17 protein-coding genes are annotated in these 20,284 nt (G+C 66.6%); 8 read left to right on the top strand and 9 right to left on the bottom strand.

What is annotated here, in order from left to right:
- Window positions 1–7: 7 nt before the first annotated feature.
- The 5 genes from AU252_RS13745 to AU252_RS13725 form a co-directional block, all read right to left on the bottom strand.
- Complete coding sequence (locus AU252_RS13745) at window positions 8–2,863, bottom strand: molybdopterin-dependent oxidoreductase (protein ID WP_058931211.1); 2,856 nt, start codon at window positions 2,861–2,863, stop codon at window positions 8–10.
- A 2-nt stretch (window positions 2,864–2,865) separates the two neighbouring features.
- Window positions 2,866–3,801, bottom strand: coding sequence for an FAD binding domain-containing protein (locus AU252_RS13740; protein ID WP_058931210.1), 936 nt, complete (start codon window positions 3,799–3,801; stop codon window positions 2,866–2,868).
- The gene (locus tag AU252_RS13735) at window positions 3,792–5,066 is read right to left on the bottom strand and encodes an XdhC family protein (protein WP_058931209.1); all 1,275 of its coding nucleotides are present in this window, start codon (window positions 5,064–5,066) and stop codon (window positions 3,792–3,794) included. Before AU252_RS13735 ends, AU252_RS13740 begins: the two co-directional genes overlap by 10 nt.
- A gap of 298 nt (window positions 5,067–5,364) precedes the next feature.
- Window positions 5,365–6,891: an NCS2 family permease gene (locus AU252_RS13730; RefSeq protein WP_240484402.1), complete on the bottom strand. Its 1,527-nt coding sequence runs from the start codon at window positions 6,889–6,891 to the stop codon at window positions 5,365–5,367.
- Window positions 6,892–6,906: 15 nt separating this feature from the next.
- Window positions 6,907–7,401: a nucleoside deaminase gene (locus tag AU252_RS13725; protein ID WP_058931207.1), complete on the bottom strand. Its 495-nt coding sequence runs from the start codon at window positions 7,399–7,401 to the stop codon at window positions 6,907–6,909.
- A 366-nt stretch (window positions 7,402–7,767) separates the two neighbouring features.
- On the opposite strand from AU252_RS13725, the gene AU252_RS13720 reads away from it, so the two are divergent.
- Window positions 7,768–9,144 carry an 8-oxoguanine deaminase gene (locus AU252_RS13720; RefSeq protein WP_058931206.1) on the top strand — a complete coding sequence of 459 codons (1,377 nt, stop codon included), beginning with the start codon at window positions 7,768–7,770 and terminating at the stop codon, window positions 9,142–9,144.
- 125 nt (window positions 9,145–9,269) lie between these two features.
- Here AU252_RS13720 and AU252_RS13715 read toward each other — a convergent pair whose 3' ends face one another.
- The 3 genes from AU252_RS13715 to AU252_RS24170 form a co-directional block, all read right to left on the bottom strand.
- Complete coding sequence (locus tag AU252_RS13715; RefSeq protein WP_346425552.1) at window positions 9,270–9,800, bottom strand: hypothetical protein; 531 nt, start codon at window positions 9,798–9,800, stop codon at window positions 9,270–9,272.
- 40 nt (window positions 9,801–9,840) lie between these two features.
- Window positions 9,841–10,017: a hypothetical protein gene (locus tag AU252_RS24895; protein ID WP_346425551.1), complete on the bottom strand. Its 177-nt coding sequence runs from the start codon at window positions 10,015–10,017 to the stop codon at window positions 9,841–9,843.
- 301 nt (window positions 10,018–10,318) lie between these two features.
- Window positions 10,319–10,492, bottom strand: coding sequence for a hypothetical protein (locus AU252_RS24170; protein ID WP_167349832.1), 174 nt, complete (start codon window positions 10,490–10,492; stop codon window positions 10,319–10,321).
- Window positions 10,493–10,863: 371 nt separating this feature from the next.
- Between AU252_RS24170 and pucL the strand changes: the two genes are divergently transcribed.
- The 3 genes from pucL (at window position 10,864) to AU252_RS13700 (ending at window position 14,039) form a co-directional block, all read left to right on the top strand.
- Entirely contained in the window at window positions 10,864–11,778 is a 915-nt protein-coding gene (gene pucL, locus AU252_RS13710; RefSeq protein WP_205630577.1) for a factor-independent urate hydroxylase, read from the top strand.
- A gap of 178 nt (window positions 11,779–11,956) precedes the next feature.
- Complete coding sequence (locus AU252_RS13705; RefSeq protein WP_058931205.1) at window positions 11,957–13,444, top strand: nucleobase:cation symporter-2 family protein; 1,488 nt, start codon at window positions 11,957–11,959, stop codon at window positions 13,442–13,444.
- A 121-nt stretch (window positions 13,445–13,565) separates the two neighbouring features.
- A complete protein-coding gene (locus tag AU252_RS13700) occupies window positions 13,566–14,039 on the top strand; it encodes a DUF2867 domain-containing protein (RefSeq protein WP_058931204.1) in 474 nt (157 codons plus the stop codon).
- A 13-nt stretch (window positions 14,040–14,052) separates the two neighbouring features.
- Here AU252_RS13700 and AU252_RS13695 read toward each other — a convergent pair whose 3' ends face one another.
- Entirely contained in the window at window positions 14,053–14,808 is a 756-nt protein-coding gene (locus tag AU252_RS13695; RefSeq protein WP_058931203.1) for an IclR family transcriptional regulator, read from the bottom strand.
- Between the two features lie 220 nt (window positions 14,809–15,028).
- Between AU252_RS13695 and AU252_RS13690 the strand changes: the two genes are divergently transcribed.
- From AU252_RS13690 to AU252_RS13675, 4 genes are read left to right on the top strand one after another with little or no spacing between them, the layout of a single operon-like run.
- Window positions 15,029–16,423, top strand: coding sequence for an NAD-dependent malic enzyme (locus AU252_RS13690; RefSeq protein WP_058931202.1), 1,395 nt, complete (start codon window positions 15,029–15,031; stop codon window positions 16,421–16,423).
- 16 nt (window positions 16,424–16,439) lie between these two features.
- A complete protein-coding gene (aceB, locus tag AU252_RS13685; RefSeq protein WP_058931201.1) occupies window positions 16,440–18,038 on the top strand; it encodes a malate synthase A in 1,599 nt (532 codons plus the stop codon).
- A gap of 3 nt (window positions 18,039–18,041) precedes the next feature.
- Window positions 18,042–19,319, top strand: a complete 1,278-nt coding sequence (locus tag AU252_RS13680) for a DUF6986 family protein (RefSeq protein ID WP_058931200.1) — start codon at window positions 18,042–18,044, stop codon at window positions 19,317–19,319.
- A 10-nt stretch (window positions 19,320–19,329) separates the two neighbouring features.
- Window positions 19,330–20,142, top strand: a complete 813-nt coding sequence (locus tag AU252_RS13675) for a bifunctional allantoicase/(S)-ureidoglycine aminohydrolase (RefSeq protein ID WP_058931199.1) — start codon at window positions 19,330–19,332, stop codon at window positions 20,140–20,142.
- The last annotated feature ends 142 nt before the right edge of the window (window positions 20,143–20,284 follow it).

Below are 20,284 nucleotides of genomic sequence, written 5' to 3'. Positions count from 1 at the left end.
GTTGGTCTTAGCGGGAGCGGACGAGCCCTCCTTCCTTCAGACCCAGATAGATCTTGTCCCGCCCGATCGGCAGCTCCGCGAACCGGACCCCCGTGGCATTCCGGATCGCATTGGCCAGGGCCGGAGCCACCGGGTTGAACGGGCTTTCACTCATGGATTTCGCCCCGAGCGGGCCCACCTGGTCGTTGGTGGAGGCGAAGTAGACCTCGCTGCGCGGCACGTCCGCGAAGGACGGGATGTGGTATTGCCGCAGGATGTCCGTGGTGACCCGGCCGGCGTCGTCCACCCGGACCTCCTCATACAGTGCAGCGCCCAGCGCCTGCGCGATGCCTCCCTCGATCTGGCCGCGGCACTGCCGCGGATTCACCACCACGCCGGCGTCGGCTGCCTGAACGCTCTGCAGGATCCGCAGCTCCCCCGTGCCGGTGTTGACCGCAACGCGGAAGCCGTGGACGTTGAACGCCACGGATCGCGGGGTCCCGTCCCAGTTGCCCTCGACGGCGAGCTGCACGCTCTGGTGCCGCGCGGCGTCGTGGATGTCCGCGAGCAGAACCCGCCGCCCGGCACAGTCCACGCCGCCGTCGTCGAGCACGCATTCGGTCTCCGGCGCGCCCGTCAGCGCCGCGGCGACGGTGACGATCCGGGAGGCCAGCTCGGTAGCCGCCATCAGGGTGGCCTTGCCGGCCACCACCGTTCCGGCCGAGCCGAACGCGCCGGTGTCGTGCTCCACGAGGTCCGTGTCGGACTGCCGCACGGCCACTTTGGCTGCCGTGGTGGACAGCGCCGTCGCGGCCAGCTGCGCGTGCACCGTGGTGGTGCCGTTGCCGAATTCGGCGGTCCCGACGTCGGCCGCGAACGTGCCGTCCGGAAGCAGGCTCACGCGGGTGTGGGCGAAGTGGCCGCGGGGCGGCACGGTGTCGATCATGGACAGCGCGGAACCTTCCCCGGTCACCCAGTCCGGGCCGAGGTCGTCGAGCCCGGCGTCGCGGTAGCGCTGCTGGCCGCGGTCCAAGGCATCACGCACCAGGGAGATGCACTGGTCCAGGCCGTAGCTGCCGTAGTGGACGTCTTCCTCGGGCTCGGGGTTGGTGGAGAGCATGTCATCGCCTTCGCGCACCATGTTCCGGCGCCGGAATTCCAGGGGATCCATGCCGATGCCGACAGCCAGTTCATCGATGGCCGACTCGATCGCGAAGATCATCTGGCTGAGCCCGTAGCCGCGGAACGCCCCGGCCGGCACGGTGTTCGTGTACACGGCATGCGCGTCCACTTTCTTGTTGGCGCACTTGTACACGGCCAGCGATTCGCCGCAGCCGTGGAACATCACACCGGGGGCGTGGTTGCCGTAGGCGCCGGTGTTGGTGACCACGTCCAGCTGCAGCGCGGTGAGGAGACCGTCCTTGCTGGCGCCGGCCTTGAGCTTGATGGTGAAGGGGTGCCGCGTGGTGGTGGCGGTGAACTGCTCCGTGCGCGTGAACTCCACCTGGACCGGCCGGCGCAGCGTGAGCGCGGCGAGGGCCACGAGGTCCTCGGTGAGCACTTCCTGCTTGCCGCCGAAGCCGCCGCCTACGCGCCCGGCCACCACGCGGATACGGTCCTCCGGCAGGTCGAACACCCGGCCCAGCGTGCGCCGGACCAGGAACGGGACCTGGCTGGAGGTGCGGACCACGAGGCGGTCCTCCTCGTCGAGCCAGGCGATGGAGGAGTGCGTTTCCAGGGCGACGTGCTGCACGCGCTGGGTCCGGTAGGTGTGCTCGTGGATGAAGTCGGCAGCGGCGAAACCGTCCGCCACACTGCCCAGCTCCGAGTGCAGCTCGGCCACCACGTTCTGCCGCGGCCGCGAGATCCGGGCCTTCACGGCATCCTTGTCCCCGTGCAGTGCCGGAGCGCCGGGGAGCATGGCGTCCTGCGGGCTGAAGACAGTGTCCAGCAGCTCGTATTCCACCTGCAGGGCGCGGGCCCCGGCCTCGGCGGCACCCACCGATTCGGCCACGACGGCGGCCACCCGCTGGCCAATGAACCGCACCACGTCATCGAAGACGCGGGTATCGTCGGGATCGTCCGTGTAGAGCTCGTGCTGGGCGGTGGAGAAGTGCTGCGCCGGGGCATCCTCGTGCGTGAAGACCGCGACGACGCCGGGCACCTGGAGCGCGGCAGTCCTGTCGATGGAGACAATTCGCGCGTGCGCGTGGGGTGAGCGGAGCAGCTTCAGGTGGAGCAGGCCTGTCAGTTCTTCGGCCGGGACATCGAGTGTGTAGCGGGCGGTGCCGGTGACGACGGCGAGGCCCGCCGGGGCGGGCACGTTGTCGCCGATCTGCCCGGCCCGGGAAGCCGTGGTGCCGGCGGCGGTATTGCTCGTGGCGGTGGTTCCGGCCGCGGTGGTTCCGGCTGCGGAAGCCGGACGGACCGCGCCAGCTGCCGCGCCGCCGTCGTGCGTGTGGGTCCCGCACACTGCGTCCGCGATGGAACGGTAGCCGGTGCAGCGGCAGAGGTTGCCCTTGAGGCTGCGGGGCAGGTTGGCTTTCTGTTCGTTGTCGAAGGTGGCCGCGGTCATCATCATGCCGGCGGTGCAGAAGCCGCACTGGAAGCCCTGTTCGGCCAGGAACTGCTCCTGCACGGGGTGCAGCGCACCGCCCTGGGCGAGGCCTTCGATGGTGGTGACGGCCTTGCCGTCGGCGCGGACGGCCGGGTAGATGCAGCTGTGCACGGGGGTGCCGTCCACGTGCACGGTGCAGGCACCGCAGTCGCCGCCGTCGCAGCCTTTTTTGACGCCGAAATTGCCTTGTTCGCGCAGGAACGTGCGCAGGCACTGGCCCGGGCGGGGTATGGCCGGGGTGGCGGTGCCGTTGATTTCGATTGCCATGCTCAGGCCTCCTTCTGCTGCTGGTTCTGTGCTGTGTCGGGTTGCGCGCTCGGCTGCGGCGACGTGGCGTGCGGCTGGCCGGTCCAGAAATCGCCCGACACGGTGAGCCGTTCCTCCAGCAGTTCCGCACGGATCTCCTCCGCGAGCCGGAGGGTCATGTCCCGGCGCCACTCGGGCAGCCCGTGGATGTCATCGTGGTACAGCTCCGCGGGAATGGCCTTCCCGACGGCGGCCGCCAGTGCCGCGGGGCCAGCCATCTTGGCAGCGGTGAACCGCAGCTGCACGGGGCGTTTGGTGGCGGCGGTGACGGTGAGGACCAGGCCGCCGTCGGCATCCCGCCGTCCGATCAGCAGGACTCCGGAACGGCCGAGGTTGCTGAGCGAGAGCCGGCGGAAGGCCACTTTCGCCGACAAGGCCGACGCCGGCAGGTGGATGCTGCGCAGGAGCTCGCCGAGTGCCAGGCTGTTTTGCCCGTCCCCGGTGATGAACGTGGCCACCGGGACCGTGCGGCTGCTGCCGCCGGGGCCGAGGATGGTGGCGGTGGCGTCCAGCCCTGCGCAGAGCGAGATCATGGGCCCGGCCGGGAGCGAGGTGCACAGGTTGCCGCCCACGGTGGACATGTACCAGACCTTGAAGGACGCCACGAAGGAGTCGCAGCACGGACGGAACAGGTCCAGGCCCGGCCACTCCCTGCCGGCAACTTCGTCCGAACCCGGCAGGGCGTAGAGCTCCGCGACGGTGCATGTGGCGGCCAGTTCAATCCCTGCATCGCTCACGGTCACGGCCGGCCAACCCGCTTCGCCAAGGTCCAGCAGCCGCTTCAGGACGGTACTCCCGTAGGAAAACAGCACCGTGCCGCCGGCCAGCCAGGCATCGCCGTCGCGCCAGTCGGCGGGGTCTGTCGTGGGGACGACGGCCTCGATGGTGTTCATGTCCATGGGTCCTCCTGGCGGGGTTCGTGCGTGCGGGGTTCGTGCGTGCGGGGGTCTGGATGGTGGATGGGGCCGCTGCCGTCCTTGAGCGAGGATGCCTTGAGCGGCGCCGGCGTGGTGCTGCCCCGTCCGGCCCGGCCACGGGAGGCGATGATCTCGGCCGTAATGGACACCGCGACCTCGGCAGGCGTGACCGCGCCCAGATCCAGGCCGATGGGCGAGTGCAGCCGTTCGAGCGCTTCAGCCGGCGTGCCGTCCGCGAGCAGCGCGTCGATCCGCTGACGGTGGCTGCGCCGCGAACCCATGGCGCCCACGTAGGCGAGGCCCAGGCCGAGCGCGGTTTCCAGCAGCGGGATATCGAACTTGGGGTCGTGGGTCAGTACGCACACCACGGTGCGGCCGTCCACCCGGCCCGCGGCTGCTTCTGCGGCAAGGTAGCGGTGCGGCCAGTCAGTGACCACCTGGTCAGCGGCGAGGAAACGGCCCTGGTTCGAAAAAGCCGGCCGGGCATCACACAAGGTAACGTCATAGCCCAGCAGTTTCCCGGCCGGGAGCAGCGCGGCGCCGAAGTCGTTGGCGCCGAAAATGAGCATGCGCGCGGCGGGGAGCCGGCTTTCCACGAACAGGGTGATGGGTTCGGGGTGTGTCTCCGAGCCGCCGGTGCAGCCGGCGGGTGGTGCCAGCCGGATAAGGCCCGCGCGCCCGCCTTGGACCAGCGGCTCGAGCTGGGCGGCTGCCGCGTAAACAGTGGCGGGATGGTCGCCCACCAGCACGGCAAGTTCAGGCGACTCCATGGCGCGGAACCTCACAGGATCGTCGACGACCACCACGCCTCCGCCCGCGTCGAGCCGGCGGATGACCGCCAGGGCGGCAAGCCCCCGGGCGGCGGGGCCTTCGGCCACGTTGCGGCCAGCGTCACCAAAACCGCGCAACACAGATAGTTCAGGGGAGCCAACACCGAGCGGCTGGATATGGACTTCCAGCTCTCCTCCACAGGAGAGTCCGACGGCGAACGCGTCCTCGGCACTGTAGCCGAACGACTCAAGGCGGCTGCCGCCGTCGCGCATGGCCTCAAGGGCGGCGTCCACCACGGCGCCTTCCACGCAGCCGCCGGAGAGACTGCCGAGGACGTCCCCGCGTTCCGACACAAGCATGGAGGTGCCGAGCGGCCGGGGCACGGAGCCGCCCGCGGCCACGATGGTGGCGACGGCGCAGCGCTGGCCGGAGACCGCGGCCCGCCAGCCTCCCAGTGAAGGTATTAGGTCCAGCATGGCAACACGTCCTTTACCACTGAGGTTCCGGACGGGAAGCCTGTCCGGAACAGTGCGCGGTCTTGCCTCATAATCTCATTCCTTGCTGGTGTAGAGGGAAAGTCAGGGGAGTTGTTTGATGGGACCGGGGGCGGGGCCTCTAATCCCGCCCCGGTCCGTGACGGCGCAGCCGCACTCCACCGCCGCCCGCCGTCGTGGGTTCCCGTGCTGCGGACCACGGCGACGGACGCCTACTCGATGCGGTGGGTGCGGATGGACCGCCGTCTAAGGCGCCCGAATGGGCGGTTACGCCGGGGGCCTACGCGCCCAGCAGGGCGTTGATCGGCCCGCGGGCGAAGTAGATGATGAAGCCCGCGGTGACCACCCACATGAGCGGATGGACTTTCCTGGCCCGGCCGGACGCCGCGCTGATGACCGCGAAGGAGATGAATCCGACGCCGATGCCGTTGGCGATCGAGTAGGTCAGCGGCATGGTGATGATGGTCAGGAAGGCCGGCAGTGCGATCGAGAACTTGCTGAACTTGATCTCGCGGATCTGTGCCATCATCATGGCGCCCACCACCACCAGGGCGGCTGCCGCCACTTCGAGCGGCACCACCGAGGTCAGCGGCGTAAAGAACATCGAGCCCAGGAACAGCACGCCGGTGACCACGGAGGCCAGGCCGGTGCGGGCACCTTCGCCGATGCCGGCCGCGGAATCGATGTAGACGGTGTTGGACGAGCCGGACGTTCCGCCGCCCACCACTGCGCCCATGCCTTCGACGATGAAGGCCGACTTCAGCCTGGGGAACGTGCCGTCCTTGTGCGCCACTCCGGCGCTCTTGGCGAGTCCGGTCATGGTGCCCATGGCGTCGAAGAAGTTGGTGAACACCAGGGTGAACACCAGCATGGTGGCCGCGAGGCCGCCGATCCTTGAGAACGAGCCGAAGAGATCGAACTGGCCCACCAGGCTGAAGTCCGGGGCGGAGACCAGCTGGCCGGCGAGCACGGGCACGTTGAGGTGCCAGCCGCCGGGGTTGTCGGCGCTGCCGGGACCGATATGCATGGTGGCCTCGACGACGGCGGCGAGGGCTGTGGTGGCGACGATTCCGATCAGGAGACCGCCCTGGATCTTGCGGGCCACGAGGATTCCCATGACCAGCAGGCCGACGATGAAGACGAGGGTGGGGATGGAGGTGATGGAGCCGTCGTTGCCGAGCTGGACCGGCGGGCCGCCTTTGGTGGGGCGGACGAAGCCGGAATCCACAAAGCCGATGAAGGCGATAAACAGGCCAATGCCGACGGTGATGGCAGCCTTGAGTTCCTTGGGGACTGCCTTGAAGATCGCCGTCCGGGCACCCGTGGCGCCGAAGAGGACAATCAGGAAACCGTTGATGACCACCAGACCCATGGCTTCGGGCCAGGTCACGTCCTGGATGACGGCCACTGCCAGGAACGAGTTGATGCCCAGGCCCGCTGCGAGCCCGAACGGCAGGTTGGCGACGAGGCCGAACACGATGGTCATAACGCCGGCGGTGAGCCCGGTAACTGCCCCCACCTGCGCCGCCGAGAGCCAGCCGCCGGCGACGTCCGTGGGGGCGTTCTCGGCCGAGAAACCGCCCAGGATCAGCGGGTTGAGGATCACGATGTAGGCCATCGTGAAGAACGTGACGATGCCGCCGCGGAATTCGCGGGCCAGCGTGGAGCCACGCTTGGTGATCTGGAAGAAACTATCCAGGAAGGATTTCGACGCCGGGGGCCGGGGTGCCGCCGTGTGCTCTGCGCCTTCGGGCGCAGCCTGCTTTTCAGCTGCGGTTCGCATTTCTGCGGGGTCCAGGATTGTCATGTCAGCCACCGGATCCTAGTAGTCAATCCTGGAATCGAGCGTGTTCCAGGTGTTGAACGGTTCCAGGATGGCGGGAGCCTGGGGGTCGCCCAGTTCCAGCTTGGCGACCGGCATCAGTGCATCCCGGTCCTCGTTCTCGAAGTACTCGTAGAAGACCGCGTCGTCGAAGCCCACGGAGGCTGCGTCGTGCCGGTCAGCGGCGAAGACCACGTTGCCGATCCGTGCCCACAGGGCCGAGGCCAGGCACATGGGGCAGGGCTCGCAGCTGGTGAAGAGGGTGGCTCCGCTGAGATCGAACGTGCCGAGTTCGCGGCAGGCATTGCGGATGGCGGTGACCTCGGCGTGGGCCGTGGGGTCGTTCGTGGCGGTGACCCGGTTGACGCCTTCGAAGGCGTGGCCATCCGCGGTGACAACGACGGCGCCGAACGGGCCGCCGCTGTTCAGGACGTTGGCTGTTGCCAGTTTTATGGATGCGGCCAGAAAATGTTCGGCCGTGACGGTTGTACTCATTTTTGCGACTTCCTTAGTGGCAAGGAAGCCCAGTAACCCTGAGACGGGGACGCGCCAGTGATACGGCTACCAGGCTTCAGCATGTGCTTTTGAAGGTTCGCCTGGTAGATAGCTTCCCGGAGTCCGGGTGCCCGCCTTTGGCAAGATCGAGATTAGCACCGAACCTGTGATCAGCGCCATAGTTTCTGGAAACTTAATTTCGTGATGTGAAATTCAGGTTTCGGACGGGTCACATTGACGCGCTTCCGCGTGCGTCCTACGCTGAAATCCCACCGGCCGTCCCTAGGGAGGCCGGGATCCTGGATCAGCAGACAGGGCCTAACTGAGCTGGAACGCATTTGTTGCCGACCAGACAAGGAGCCATCCATGGCCCACCCGCAAACCCCGTCCCCGTCCCCGTCCAGGCTCTGGATCAAGAACCCGCTCGCCGCTTTCACCGCCAACGGGCTCGACGCCGGTGGCGGCATCGTGGTCAGCGGCGGCATCATCGCCGAGCTGGTTCCGGCCGGCGGGCAGCCGTCCGCTCCCTGTTCCGCCGTCTTCGATGCTTCCGCGCACGTCCTCCTGCCGGGCCTGATCAACACGCACCACCACTTCTACCAAACGCTCACGCGGGCCTGGGGGCCCGTGGCCAACGCCCCACTGTTCCCGTGGCTGCAGAACCTCTACCCGGTCTGGGCACGCCTGACTCCGGACAGCCTCGAACTCGCGGTCAAAGTGGCCCTGGCCGAGCTGCTGCTCTCCGGCTGCACCACGGCAGCCGACCACCACTACCTGTTCCCCGCGGGACTCGAGGACGCGATCGACGTGGAGGTCGGCGTCGTACGCGACCTAGGCATGCGGGCAACCCTCACGCGCGGCTCCATGACTTTGGGAACGGACGACGGCGGCCTGCCGCCGCAGTCCACGGTGCAGCGGCCGGAGATCATTCTGGCGGACAGCGAGCGCCTCATCCGCGAGTACCACCAGCGCGGCGACGGCGCTGTCATCCAGATTGCCCTGGCCCCGTGTTCGCCGTTCTCGGTGACCAAGGAGATCATGGCCGAAAGCGCCTTGATGGCAGAGCGGCTGGATGTCCGGCTACACACTCACCTCGCCGAAACCATCGACGAGGAAGACTTCTGCCAGTCGATGTTCGGCCTGCGGACCGTGGACTACCTGGACAGCGTCGGCTGGCTGGGCAACCGCACCTGGCTGGGCCACGGCATCCACTTCAACGACGACGAGATCGCCCGGCTGGGAGCCGCGGGCACCGCCGTCGCGCACTGCCCGACGTCGAACATGCGGCTCGCGTCAGGCACGGCACGCGTGCTGGAACTCGAGGCAGCCGGGGTCCCTGTGGGGCTGGGAGTGGACGGATCGGCGTCGAACGATGCCTCCAACATGATCCTTGAGGCCCGGCAGGCGCTCTATCTGCAGCGGTTGCGCTACGGCGCGGACGTGCCGGTGGAGCGCGCTCTCGGCTGGGCGACGCGGGGCTCGGCAGCCGTGCTGGGGCGCTCCGATATTGGTCAACTGGCGCCGGGGATGCAGGCCGACCTGGCACTCTTCCGCCTCGACGACCTGCGCTTCTCCGGCAGCCACGATCCGGTGGCGGCGTTGTTGCTGTGCGGGGCGGACCGTGCGGACCGGGTGATGGTGGGCGGAGAGTGGCGCGTGGTGGACGGGCAGATTCCGGGCTTGGACGTCGCCGGGCTCATCGCGGAACACTCGGCTGCGGCGCGGAAGCTCGTGAACGGCTAGGCACTCCGCCTCGGCTCGCCGGCCTGCCCGCTCCGCCGCCTCCCACCCCACCCGTTTCGATGGTTCCCTGCGCAGACGATGGTTCGAACCATCGAGCGCGCAGGGAACCATCGAAACGGCCTTGGCTAACCTGCATTTCGGAGGGCCCGCAGGACGCGCATCTTGAACTCGTGTTCCTGGAACAGGTCTTGCCACTTGATCCGGATGAACGTCCACCCCTCCTCGGTCAGCGCCTTTTCACGGTGCCGCTCCTTGTAGATGACCTCATCGGTGGGCTCGTAGTCGAAGTACTTCACCCTGCCGTCGAATTCCAGTGCCACCTTCTTCTCCCGCCAAGCAAAGTCCAGCCGGTACTGGCCTTCCGGCGACCAGGCGACCACCTGCAGCTCGGGCGGTTCAATGCAGAGCCGGTGAATCAACTCACGGGTCAACGTCTCGCCCGGTGACTCCGACCGCGCGTCGGCGTTCTCAGTGGCTCGTCGCAAGGTCCGTACGCCGTTGCGTCCCGCCAACGAAGCACTCATCCGACGGATTTTCTCCAGGTCAGCGCCCATCCTGAGGGCATGATCCATGAGCACCAAGGCCTGCCTGTAGGTCAGCATGAGGCAGCAATCCACCACGGTGCGCTCCAGTGAGGTGCAGGGCATGCCGTCCACGAAGACAATGTCCGCTGTCTGCAGCGACCTGGTGTGGCAACTACGTCGCGGCCATGGGAAGTACGCGAAGGAGCCGGACCAAGTCGCCGGTCCGCACCAAGGCCGCGACTTTGCGGGCATTGACCCCGGATTCCTGCAGCTCGCCGGTGCGCCACAGGTCCATTCCGGTGGGCAGCATGCCAGCCGGCGGCATCGTCAACTGCGCGTTGTTCGTCATGGGTCAAGCCTCGGACGGCACCACTAGCCGACGACAGCCGGAGTTCGTCCTATGTGGATAACGCCGGATCGACGGTTCCCTGCGCACACGACGGTTCGAACCATCGTGTGCGCAGGGAACCATCGAATCGGCGGAGGTGCGGAGGCTCGTGAACGGCTAGGCACGCAAAAGCGGGCGGCACCTCCCCAGGTGCCACCCGCCCGTTGGCTCTGTTGCGCAGAGTCCGGCCTGAACAGGGCCCACAGCCGCAGGGTTCCCTGTCCGAGCTTGCGAGCAGAGGGGGCTGCTGGGGATGGAGCTCTTAGGGACGCTGCCGGCCGAATACCGGGAGCGCGCGCATCCAGCGGGAGAACCCGCCTGCACGGTCACAGTCGGCCGGAATGTAGAAGTCGGGATCCGTGGCGCCGAACGGCAGGTACAGCTCCTGGCCGGGGGCCGGGAAATCCACGACGTTGTTCTTATCCTTCGAGTCCATCTGTTCCTCCTCGTTCTTGCTGCTTAGCTTTTCCGTACTTCGGAAATCTTTTATTGTTATGTGGAAATTCTATGAGGGTCTGGGATCGGCGTCAAGACCTCGGCCGCAGAGATGCACCCCCGGGCGGTCACAATCGGAAAGTACATAACAATTCCCGGGAAGTGATGACACCACTGGCAAGAGTGGGCTACGCTTTTTTCACTTCGTGGCGCAGGTCACGTAACCTGGGAGCAGCAGGCAGGGTCGTAATGAGCTGGCATCAATGGATGCCGGCTCTTTTTTGTTGGGTCGGCTCCACCAGAAACGCGTTGGAAATACGCGCTTAATTTCGTTGGTGGACCTTGAAGGTTCCACCTCGTAGAAGTTGGGATATGACCATGAGCAACAAAATCGTCCTCGGCGACAACCAGTACGGCAAGGCAGAAGTCCGCGTCGTCAAAGTCACCCGCGACACCGACCGCCACCAGATCGAAGACCTGAACGTCACCTCGCAGCTGCGTGGTGATTTCGAGGCTGCGCACCTCCAGGGCGACAACGCCCACGTCGTCGCCACGGACACCCAGAAGAACACCATCTACGCCTTCGCCAGGGCGGGCGTTGGCTCCCCCGAAGCCTTCCTTCTTCGCCTCAGCGAGCACTTCACGTCAGGCTTCGACTGGGTTACGGGCGGCCGCTGGGAAGCCGAGTCCTACACCTGGGACCGCATCCAGTCGCACGGCTCCGAACACGACCACAGCTTTGTCCGGAACGGGCAGGAAGTCCGTACCGCCGTCGTGGTCCGGGACGGCAACACCACGCACCTGATCTCCGGGCTCAAGGACCTGACCGTCCTGAAGACCACCCAGTCCGGCTTTGTGGGCTACCCGCGAGACAAGTACACCACCCTGCCCGAGACCACGGACCGCATCCTGGCCACGGATGTTTCCGCCCGCTGGCGCTACAGCACAGGCCTGGACCACACGGCCACGGACTTCAACAAGAGCTACGAGGACATCAAGGCCCTGCTGCTCGAGGGCTTCACGGAGAACTACTCCCACGCCCTGCAGCAGACCCTGTTCGACATGGGCAAGAAGGTCCTGGAAGCACATGGCGAAGTGGACGAGATCAAGTTCTCGATGCCCAACAAGCACCACTTCCTCGTTGACCTCAGCCCGTTCGGGCTCGACAACCCCAACGAGGTCTTCTTCGCCGCGGACCGCCCCTACGGCCTGATCGAGGCCACGGTCCAGCGCGAAAACTCAGGCACGGCCCCCGCCGCCTGGAACGGCATCGCCGGCTTCTGCTGACCCACCCGCCACCCCGCCCCGGCCTCGGAGTTTTTGTCCACTTAAAGCGACTTCAGGAACCCTTAAACCCGCTATATCTGCCCAAAAACTCCGGGGCCGGGCACCAACATTCCCTAGATCCATAGCCAGACATTGTTAGCCAGACGAAGGCGTCTGCCATGAACCAAGAAAGTCTGCCATGAACAGCAAGAAGAATTCCCGGCCCGCGTCGACTAGTTCCGCGGCCCGCCCCGAGGACAAGCGCCTCTCCATCGGAAGCACGTTCGCGTACGGCTTCCAGCACGTTTTGACCATGTATGGCGGCATCATCGCCCCGCCGCTCATCATTGGAGCCGCGGCCGGCATGTCCGCCACGGACATCGGCCTGCTCATCGCGGCCTGCCTGTTTGTCGGCGGCCTCGCGACCATCCTGCAGACCGTGGGAATCCCGTTCTTCGGATCGCAACTGCCGCTGGTACAGGGCGTCTCGTTCGCCGGCGTCTCCACGATGGTGGCGATCGTGCAGGGCGGCGGCGGCATCCAGGCCGTTTTCGGCTCCGTGATTGTGGCGTCCCTGATCGGCCTGGCCATCACGCCGCTCTTCTCCAAAATCATCAAGTTCTTCCCGCCCGTGGTCACCGGCACGGTCATCACCACGATCGGCCTGACCCTCATGCCGGTCGCCGCCAACTGGGCCATGGGCGGCAACGCCAAGGCCGAGAACTACGGGAGCGTGGCCAACATCGGCCTCGCCGCAGCCACCATGGGCATCGTCCTGCTGCTGAGCAAGGTGGGCAACGCCGCCATCTCCCGCTTGTCCATCCTGCTGGCCATGGTGATCGGCACTGTGATCGCCCTGTTCACGGGCATGGCGGATTTCTCCAAAGTGGGCCAGGGCGACGTTGTCGCCTTCCCCACGCCGTTCGCCTTTGGCCTGCCGACCTTTGAGATTGCCGCGATCATTTCGATGCTGATTGTCATCCTGGTGACGCTCACGGAGACCTCTGCGGACATCATCGCCGTCGGCGAGATCGTGGACACCAAGGTGGACTCACGCCGCATCGGCGACGGCCTGCGGGCGGACATGCTCTCAAGCGCCATCTCGCCCCTGTTCAACTCCTTCACCCAGAGCGCCTTCGCCCAGAACGTGGGCCTCGTGGCCATCACCGGCATCAAGAGCCGCTTCGTGGTGAGCGCCGGCGGGCTCATCCTGGTGATCCTGGGTCTGCTGCCCATCCTCGGCCGAGTGGTCGCAGCGGTTCCGACACCCGTCCTGGGCGGCGCCGGCGTCGTACTCTTTGGAACGGTGGCCGCCAGCGGCATCCGCACGCTCGCCAAGGTGGAGTACAAAAACAACATGAACCTGGTCATCGTGGCCGCATCCATCGGCTTTGGCATGATCCCGATTGCGGCCCCGAAGTTCTACGACCAGTTCCCGTCCTGGTTCTCCACGATCTTCCACTCGGGCATCAGCTCGGCCGCCGTCATGGCCATCCTGCTGAACCTGCTCTTCAACCACCTCAAGGCCGGCAACTCGGACAACCAGTCAGTGTTTGTGGCCGGCACCGGCCGGGTGGTCACAGAATCCGACCTGAAATGCCTGGCCGACGGCGACCGTTACGAGGGCGGCAAGCTGATCGACGCCGAGGGCAAGGAAGTCCCGCTCAAGACGTCCGCGGAGCACTAACCCCGTCCAAATGACAGTTGACGGCAGTGTTCCACGGGAACACTGCCGTCATCTGTCATCTCGCGCAGATAGTACGACGGCGGCACTCACCACCGCGCGACACTCACCGTAGGCTCAAGCCATGACCGAACAGACACCCTGCTTCCGTTCACTCGCCCTTCGGGAGATCGCGGAGCCCGACTACGCCGACGTCTGCCTGGCCACCCTCCCCGCGGGTGCCAGCACGGACCCCGCGGAATGGGCGCAGCGCCTCTTCTCCATGGAATCGATGCCCCGATGGATCTCGGGAGCGATGCGGTTGCGCCAGGCACTGGTACCCCTGATCGGCATACCGCGTGCACCGCGGGACGTGTTCACCGTGACCGAGCAGTCGGGCGAAGAAGCCCTGATCTTCATCCGTGACCGGCACCTGGACTGCGCGATCGCCGTCGGGGTGGATCCGGTGAACCGGATCCTCAGGGTGACAACCGCCGTCGAGCTTAAGGGGTGGCGCGGGAGATTGTACTTTAGCGTCGTGCGGCCGCTTCACCCGATCGTTGTGGACTCCATGCTGAAGCGGCACACCCATCCAAAGGCACGCCGAAATGGCAGATGACGGGGAGGGAAACTCAGTTCTGGTTGAGCTCCGCCGAGATCGCCATCGCGGCCTGGCGCAGCAGCGGCACGGCACGGTCGGCGAAGCTCTGGTCCACGCGGCTGATCGGCCCGGAGACCGAGATGGCGGCCGGGGTGGGCGCGTTGGGCACGGCCATCGCGAAGCAGCGCACGCCGAGCTCCTGCTCTTCCTCGTCGATGGAGTAGCCGCGTTCACGGATCAGCTTCAGGTCGGCCAGGAGGGAATCGATGTCGCCGATGCTCTTGGCCGTGGGGGTGGGCATGCCGGTGCGGGCCACGATGCCGCGCACCACGTCGTCGTCCAGCTGGGCCAGGATTGCCTTGCCGACGCCGGTGTCGTGCGTGTGGGCGCGGCGGCCCACCTCGGTGAACATGCGCATGGAGTGCATGGACGGCACCTGGGCAACGTAGATGACCATGTCCGAGTCCAGCACGGCCATGTTGGAGGTTTCGCCGAGGCGGTCCACAAGGTTCTTCAGCTGCGGGCGGGCCACGGCTCCAAGCTGCTTGCTGGCGGCTTCGCCAAGCCGGATCAGCCGGGGGCCCAGTGCGTAACGGCGGTTGGGCAGCTGGCGGATGTAGCCAAGCGAGACCAACGTGCGCAGCAGGCGGTGGATGGTGGGCAGGGGCAGATCCGTGGAGGAGGAGAGCTCGCTGAGCGTCACGTCACCGCCCGCGTCTGTGATGAGTTCCAGCAGTTCGAAGACGCGCTCGACGGACTGCACGCCTCCGGAGGCTTTTTCAGCCATTCCGTTGTCTCCTATGGCTCAGATTCTGACATCTCTTATCCACATCGTGAAAAGAGTTGCTTAGAACACTCAACATACAGCACAACCAGGCCCCAGGCGATGTCCCCAAACATGACCGTCAGGGGGTTGCATTTCCACTTTGCAGATAATAATATCCATAATACGAAAACATTCGGTTGCACGAGTGGTCCGGGAACGGACCCAACGAGGAGGAAATTCAATGGCGAACCCGAGCCCCGGAAATTCAATCACCCTGCGCGTCGCGGCGCCGTCGAGCTTCACCGCCACCAGCGAACTCGCAGCCGCCGTCGGCGCTGCCGGCGCAGCCATCACGGCGCTTGACGTCACGGAATCCCACCATGACACCCTCGTTGTGGACGTCACCTGCAACACCACCGACGACGACCACGCCGCCCGCGTCAAGGACGCCCTGAACGCGCTCGACGGCGTCACGGTCCAGCACGTCTCGGACCGCACCTTCCTCATGCACCTCGGTGGCAAGCTCGAGGTGGTCCCCAAGGTAGCCCTGCGCAACCGCGACGACCTCTCCCGTGCCTACACTCCCGGCGTCGCCCGCGTCTGCCTCGCCATCGCGGAGGACCCGGCAGCGGCCCGCAACCTGACCGTCAAGCGCAACACCATCGCCGTCCTCACCGACGGTTCGGCCGTACTGGGCCTGGGCAACATTGGCCCGGCCGCGGCCCTGCCCGTGATGGAAGGCAAAGCGGCGCTGTTCAAGCAGTTCGCCAATGTTGACGCCTGGCCGGTCTGCCTGGACACCCAGGACACCGAGGAAATCATCATGATCGCCAAGGCCATGGCCCCCGTCTACGGCGGCATCAACCTTGAGGACATCGCGGCGCCGCGCTGCTTTGAAATTGAGAAACGCCTGCGCGATGAACTCGACATCCCCGTCTTTCACGACGACCAGCACGGTACGGCCATCGTGACCCTCGCGGCCCTCCATAACGCCCTGCGGGTGGTGGACAAGAAGCTCCCCGAGGTCCGCATCGTTGTCTCCGGCGTCGGCGCCGCCGGCTCGGCCATCATCCAGCTCCTCAAGGCCCAGGGCGCCCAGCACATCGTTGCCGCCGGCCGCTCCGGAGCCATCCACTCGGGCGAGCAGTACGACGACGAGCACCGCGCCTGGATTGCCGCGAACACCAACGAGGAAGGCTTCGCCGGAACCCTGCACGAAGCCATGGCCGGTGCCGACGTGTTCATCGGTGTCAGCGCCCCGCACGTGATCGGCGAAGAGCAGGTCGCCGCCATGGCCGAGAATGCGATCGTCTTCGCCATGGCCAACCCGACGCCGGAGATCGACCCCGTCATCGCGTCCAAGCACGCCGCCGTGGTGGCCACGGGCCGCAGCGATTTCCCCAACCAGATCAACAATGTGCTGGCCTTCCCAGGCTTCTTCCGGGGGCTGCTCGACGCCGGCGCGAGCGACATCACGCCGGAGATGCTGGTGGCCGCCGCAGACGCCATTGCCAACCGGGTAGCTGACGACGAGCTCAACGCGAGCTACATTATCCCCAGCGTCTTCGATCCTCATGTCGCCGCCGATGTGGCTGCCGCCGTGGCAGGCGCAGCTCACGCCGCCCGCGCTCTCTAGAAAAGGACTTACGAATATGGCTATCACTGTTACTGACCGCCAGCCGGTCGCCCGCGCCGAAGAGATCCTCACCCCCAAGGCCCTGGCCTTCGTCGAGGAGCTGCACAGGCGCTTCGCCGGCACGCGCAACGAGCTGCTCGAGGCCCGCCAGGCCAAGCGCGACGGCGTCGCCCGCACCAGCCGCCTGGACTTCCTCCCGGAGACGCAGGAAATCCGCGACGGCGACTGGAAGGTCGCCGAGGCGCCCGCCGCGCTGCAGGACCGCCGCGTCGAGATGACCGGCCCGGCCACCCCGGCCAAGATGGCCATCAATGCCCTGAACTCCGGCGCCAAGGTGTGGCTGGCGGACCTCGAGGACGCCAGCACGCCCACGTGGCCCAACGTCATCGACGCCATCCTGAACCTGCGAGACGCCGCAACCGGCACCTTGGCCTACACCTCGCCCGAAGGCAAGGAATACACGCTCCGCACCGACGCGCCGCTGGCTGTTGTGGTGGCCCGCCCCCGCGGCTGGCACATGCCGGAAAGGCACCTGCTGATCGACGGCGAACCCGCCGTGGGTGCGCTGGTGGACTTCGGCCTGCACTTCTTCCACACCGCCAAGCAGCTGCTGCTCAACGGCCACGGCCCGTACTACTACCTGCCCAAGATGGAATCGCACCTCGAGGCCCGCCTCTGGAATGAAGTGTTCGTCTTCGCCCAGGACTTCCTCGGCATCCCGCAGGGCAGCGTCCGCGCCACCATGCTGATCGAAACCATCCCGGCCGCCTTCGAAATGGACGAGTTCCTCTACGAACTCCGGGACCACGCCTCGGGCCTGAACGCCGGCCGCTGGGACTACCTGTTCAGCATCATCAAGTACTTCCGCGACGCCGGCGAGGAGTTTGTGCTCCCGGACCGCGCCTCGGTGGTTATGACGGCTCCGTTTATGCGCGCCTACACCGAGCTGCTGGTGAAGACCTGCCACAAGCGCGGTGCCTTCGCCATGGGCGGCATGGCTGCCGTCATCCCCAACCGCAGGCACCCCGAGGTCACCGAAGCAGCCTTCGCCAAGGTCCGTGCGGACAAGACCCGTGAGGCCAACGACGGGTTCGACGGCTCCTGGGTGGCCCACCCGGACCTGGTCCCCACCTGCCGCGAAGTGTTCGACGGCGTACTCGGCGAGCGCCCGAACCAGCTGGACAAGCAGCGCCCCGAGGTTTCGGTTACTGCGGACCAGCTGATCGACATCGCCTCGGCTGAAGGCCAGGTCACCGAGGGCGGGCTGCGCCTGAACCTGTATGTCGCGGTCGCCTACACCGCCGTCTGGCTCTCCGGCAACGGCGCCGTGGCCATCCACAACCTCATGGAGGACGCCGCCACCGCCGAGATCTCCCGCTCGCAGGTATGGCAGCAGATCCGCAACAAGTCCGTCCTCGCCGACACCGGAAACACCGTCACCCGCGAACTGGTCGAAAAGATCCTGGGCGAGGAAACGGAACGGCTCCGGACCGAATTCGGCGACGAGGCCTTCCGCCTGTACTACCAGCCGGCCAGCAAGCTGATCGCCGAGATCTGCCTGTCCGAGGACTACACGGACTTCCTCACCACTCCGGCCTACGAACTGGTGGGCTGAGTCATGGCGGTCTCCCCCACGCCGTCGCTCTCCGCGGCGGATCTTGCCGCCATCGACGCACAGCTGGCCGCCACCGACCAGCTGCTGGAACGTAATTACCCGGGCGACGACGGCACCCGCCAGCCCGTGCACACCGTGTACGTGCCGGCGGACCGGTTCACGCCGTCGTTCGCTGCCGACTGGGGCGCCCAGGCGCTCACGACGGCGGAAGCTCACGGCGGGCTCGAGAAGCTCGGCGCGCTGCTGGGCCAGGAGCCGGAGCTGGCCGCCGCCGTCGCCGCACGCGTCGGCGCCAAGCTGAGCAGGGAACCGATCGAGGACCTGCGCCTCGACTTCGAGGATGGCTTCGGCGACCGCGGCGATGAGGCAGAGGACGTGGCAGCAGTCGCGGCGGCCAACGCTGTGGCCACCGCCGTCGCGGCCGGCACAGCGCCGCCGTTCATCGGCATCCGCTTCAAGTGCTTCGAGGCGCCCACACGGGGCCGCGGCCTGAAGACCCTGGATCTGTTCGTCTCCACGCTCGCGCAGGCCGGCGAACTTCCTGCCGGACTCATCCTGACCCTGCCCAAGGTCACCACCGTGGCGCAGGTCCAGGCGATGGACTTCGCCGTGTCCCGGCTGGAGGAAGTCCATGGGCTTCGCGCTGGCCGGCTCCGCTTCGAGGTGCAGGTGGAGACGCCGCAGCTGATCCTCGGGCCGGAAGGCACCTCCCCTGTGGCGCAGTTGCCGCACGTGGTTCCGGGACGCATCAGCGCCCTGCACTACGGCACCTACGACTACTCCGCCTCGCTGCAGATCTCGGCCGAGTACCAGTCCATGGAGCACCCGGTGGCGGACTTCGCCAAGGAAGTCATGCAGCTGGCCGTCGCCGGAACGGGCATCCGCCTCTCCGACGGTTCCACCAACATCATCCCGGTGGGCGACGCGGTCGAGGATGCCTGGAAGCTGCACGGACGCCTCGTCCGCCGCTCGCTGGAGCGCGGCTACTACCAGGGCTGGGACCTGCACGCGGCCCAGCTGCCCAGCCGGTTCGCCGCCACGTACGCGTTCTACCGCGAGGGGCTTCCGGCCGCAGCGGCACGCCTGCGCAACTACGTGGAGCGCACCGAAGGCGGGGTCATGGACGAACCCGCCACCGCCCGGGCCCTGGCCGCCTTCGTCCTGCGCGGCGTCCAGTGCGGCGCAGTGGGGACCGAAGAGGTCCAGGCGCTTGCCGGCGTCGAACTTTCCCAGCTGACCGCATTGGCGCACCCGCGGCTGGCACACTCCACTTCAAAGTAAGGATCCAATGATGGGCAAGTACTACTACCCCCAGGGCGGGCTGCCGCCGCAGACGCACCTCACCACGGAGCGGGCCATCGTCACGGAGGCCTACACGGTCATCCCCAAGGGCGTTATGACCGACATCGTGACCAGCACCCTACCGGGTTTCTCCAACACCCGCTCCTGGATCCTGGCCCGCCCGATCTCCGGGTTTGCCACCACGTTCTCGCAGCTGATCGTGGAGATCGGCCCCGGCGGCGGCGCTCCGAAGGCCGAGTTTGAGCCCGGTGTTGAGGGCGTTGTCTTTGTCACCAAGGGCAAGGTCAACCTGACGCTCGACGGCGAACTGCACCAGCTTGAGGAAGGCGGCTACGCCTACCTGGCCGCCGGTGCCACCTGGGGCCTGGAGAACGTCTCGGATGACATCGTCTCCTTCCAATGGATCCGCAAGGCCTACGAGCGGCTTGAGGGTTACGAGGCAAAGTCCTTCGTCACCAGCGATGCCGAGGTGGAACCCACCGCGATGCCGGATACCAACGGTGCCTGGAAGACCACCCGCTTCACGGATTCCAGCGACCTGGCCCACGACATGCAGGTGAACATCGTGACGTTCCAGCCGGGCGGGGTCATCCCGTTCCCGGAGACCCACGTGATGGAGCACGGCCTGTACGTCTTGGAGGGCAAGGCCATGTACCTGCTCAACAACGACTGGGTTGAGGTGGAGGCCGGCGACTTCATGTGGCTGCGCGCCTTCTGCCCGCAGGCCTGCTACGCCGGTGGTCCCGGTGAGTTCCGCTACCTGCTCTACAAGGACATGAACCGCCAGATCAAGCTGACGTAGGCCGCCTCGGGCGGGCTTAAACACAACGTTCGACGGCGGCGCTTCAGTGCCGCCGTCGTCGTTCGTACCAGCGGCTCGGCAGCTAGGCGGATCCTTTCCCGATCCGCCGCCGAGGGCTCGCAGCCAGCCCTGTCATTGACAG

The sequence above is a fragment of the Pseudarthrobacter sulfonivorans genome (assembly GCF_001484605.1).
GTDB lineage: Bacteria > Actinomycetota > Actinomycetes > Actinomycetales > Micrococcaceae > Arthrobacter > Arthrobacter sulfonivorans_A.
The sequence above is the reverse complement of the archived record's forward strand: the minus strand, read 5'-3'. Positions and strand labels throughout refer to the sequence as shown.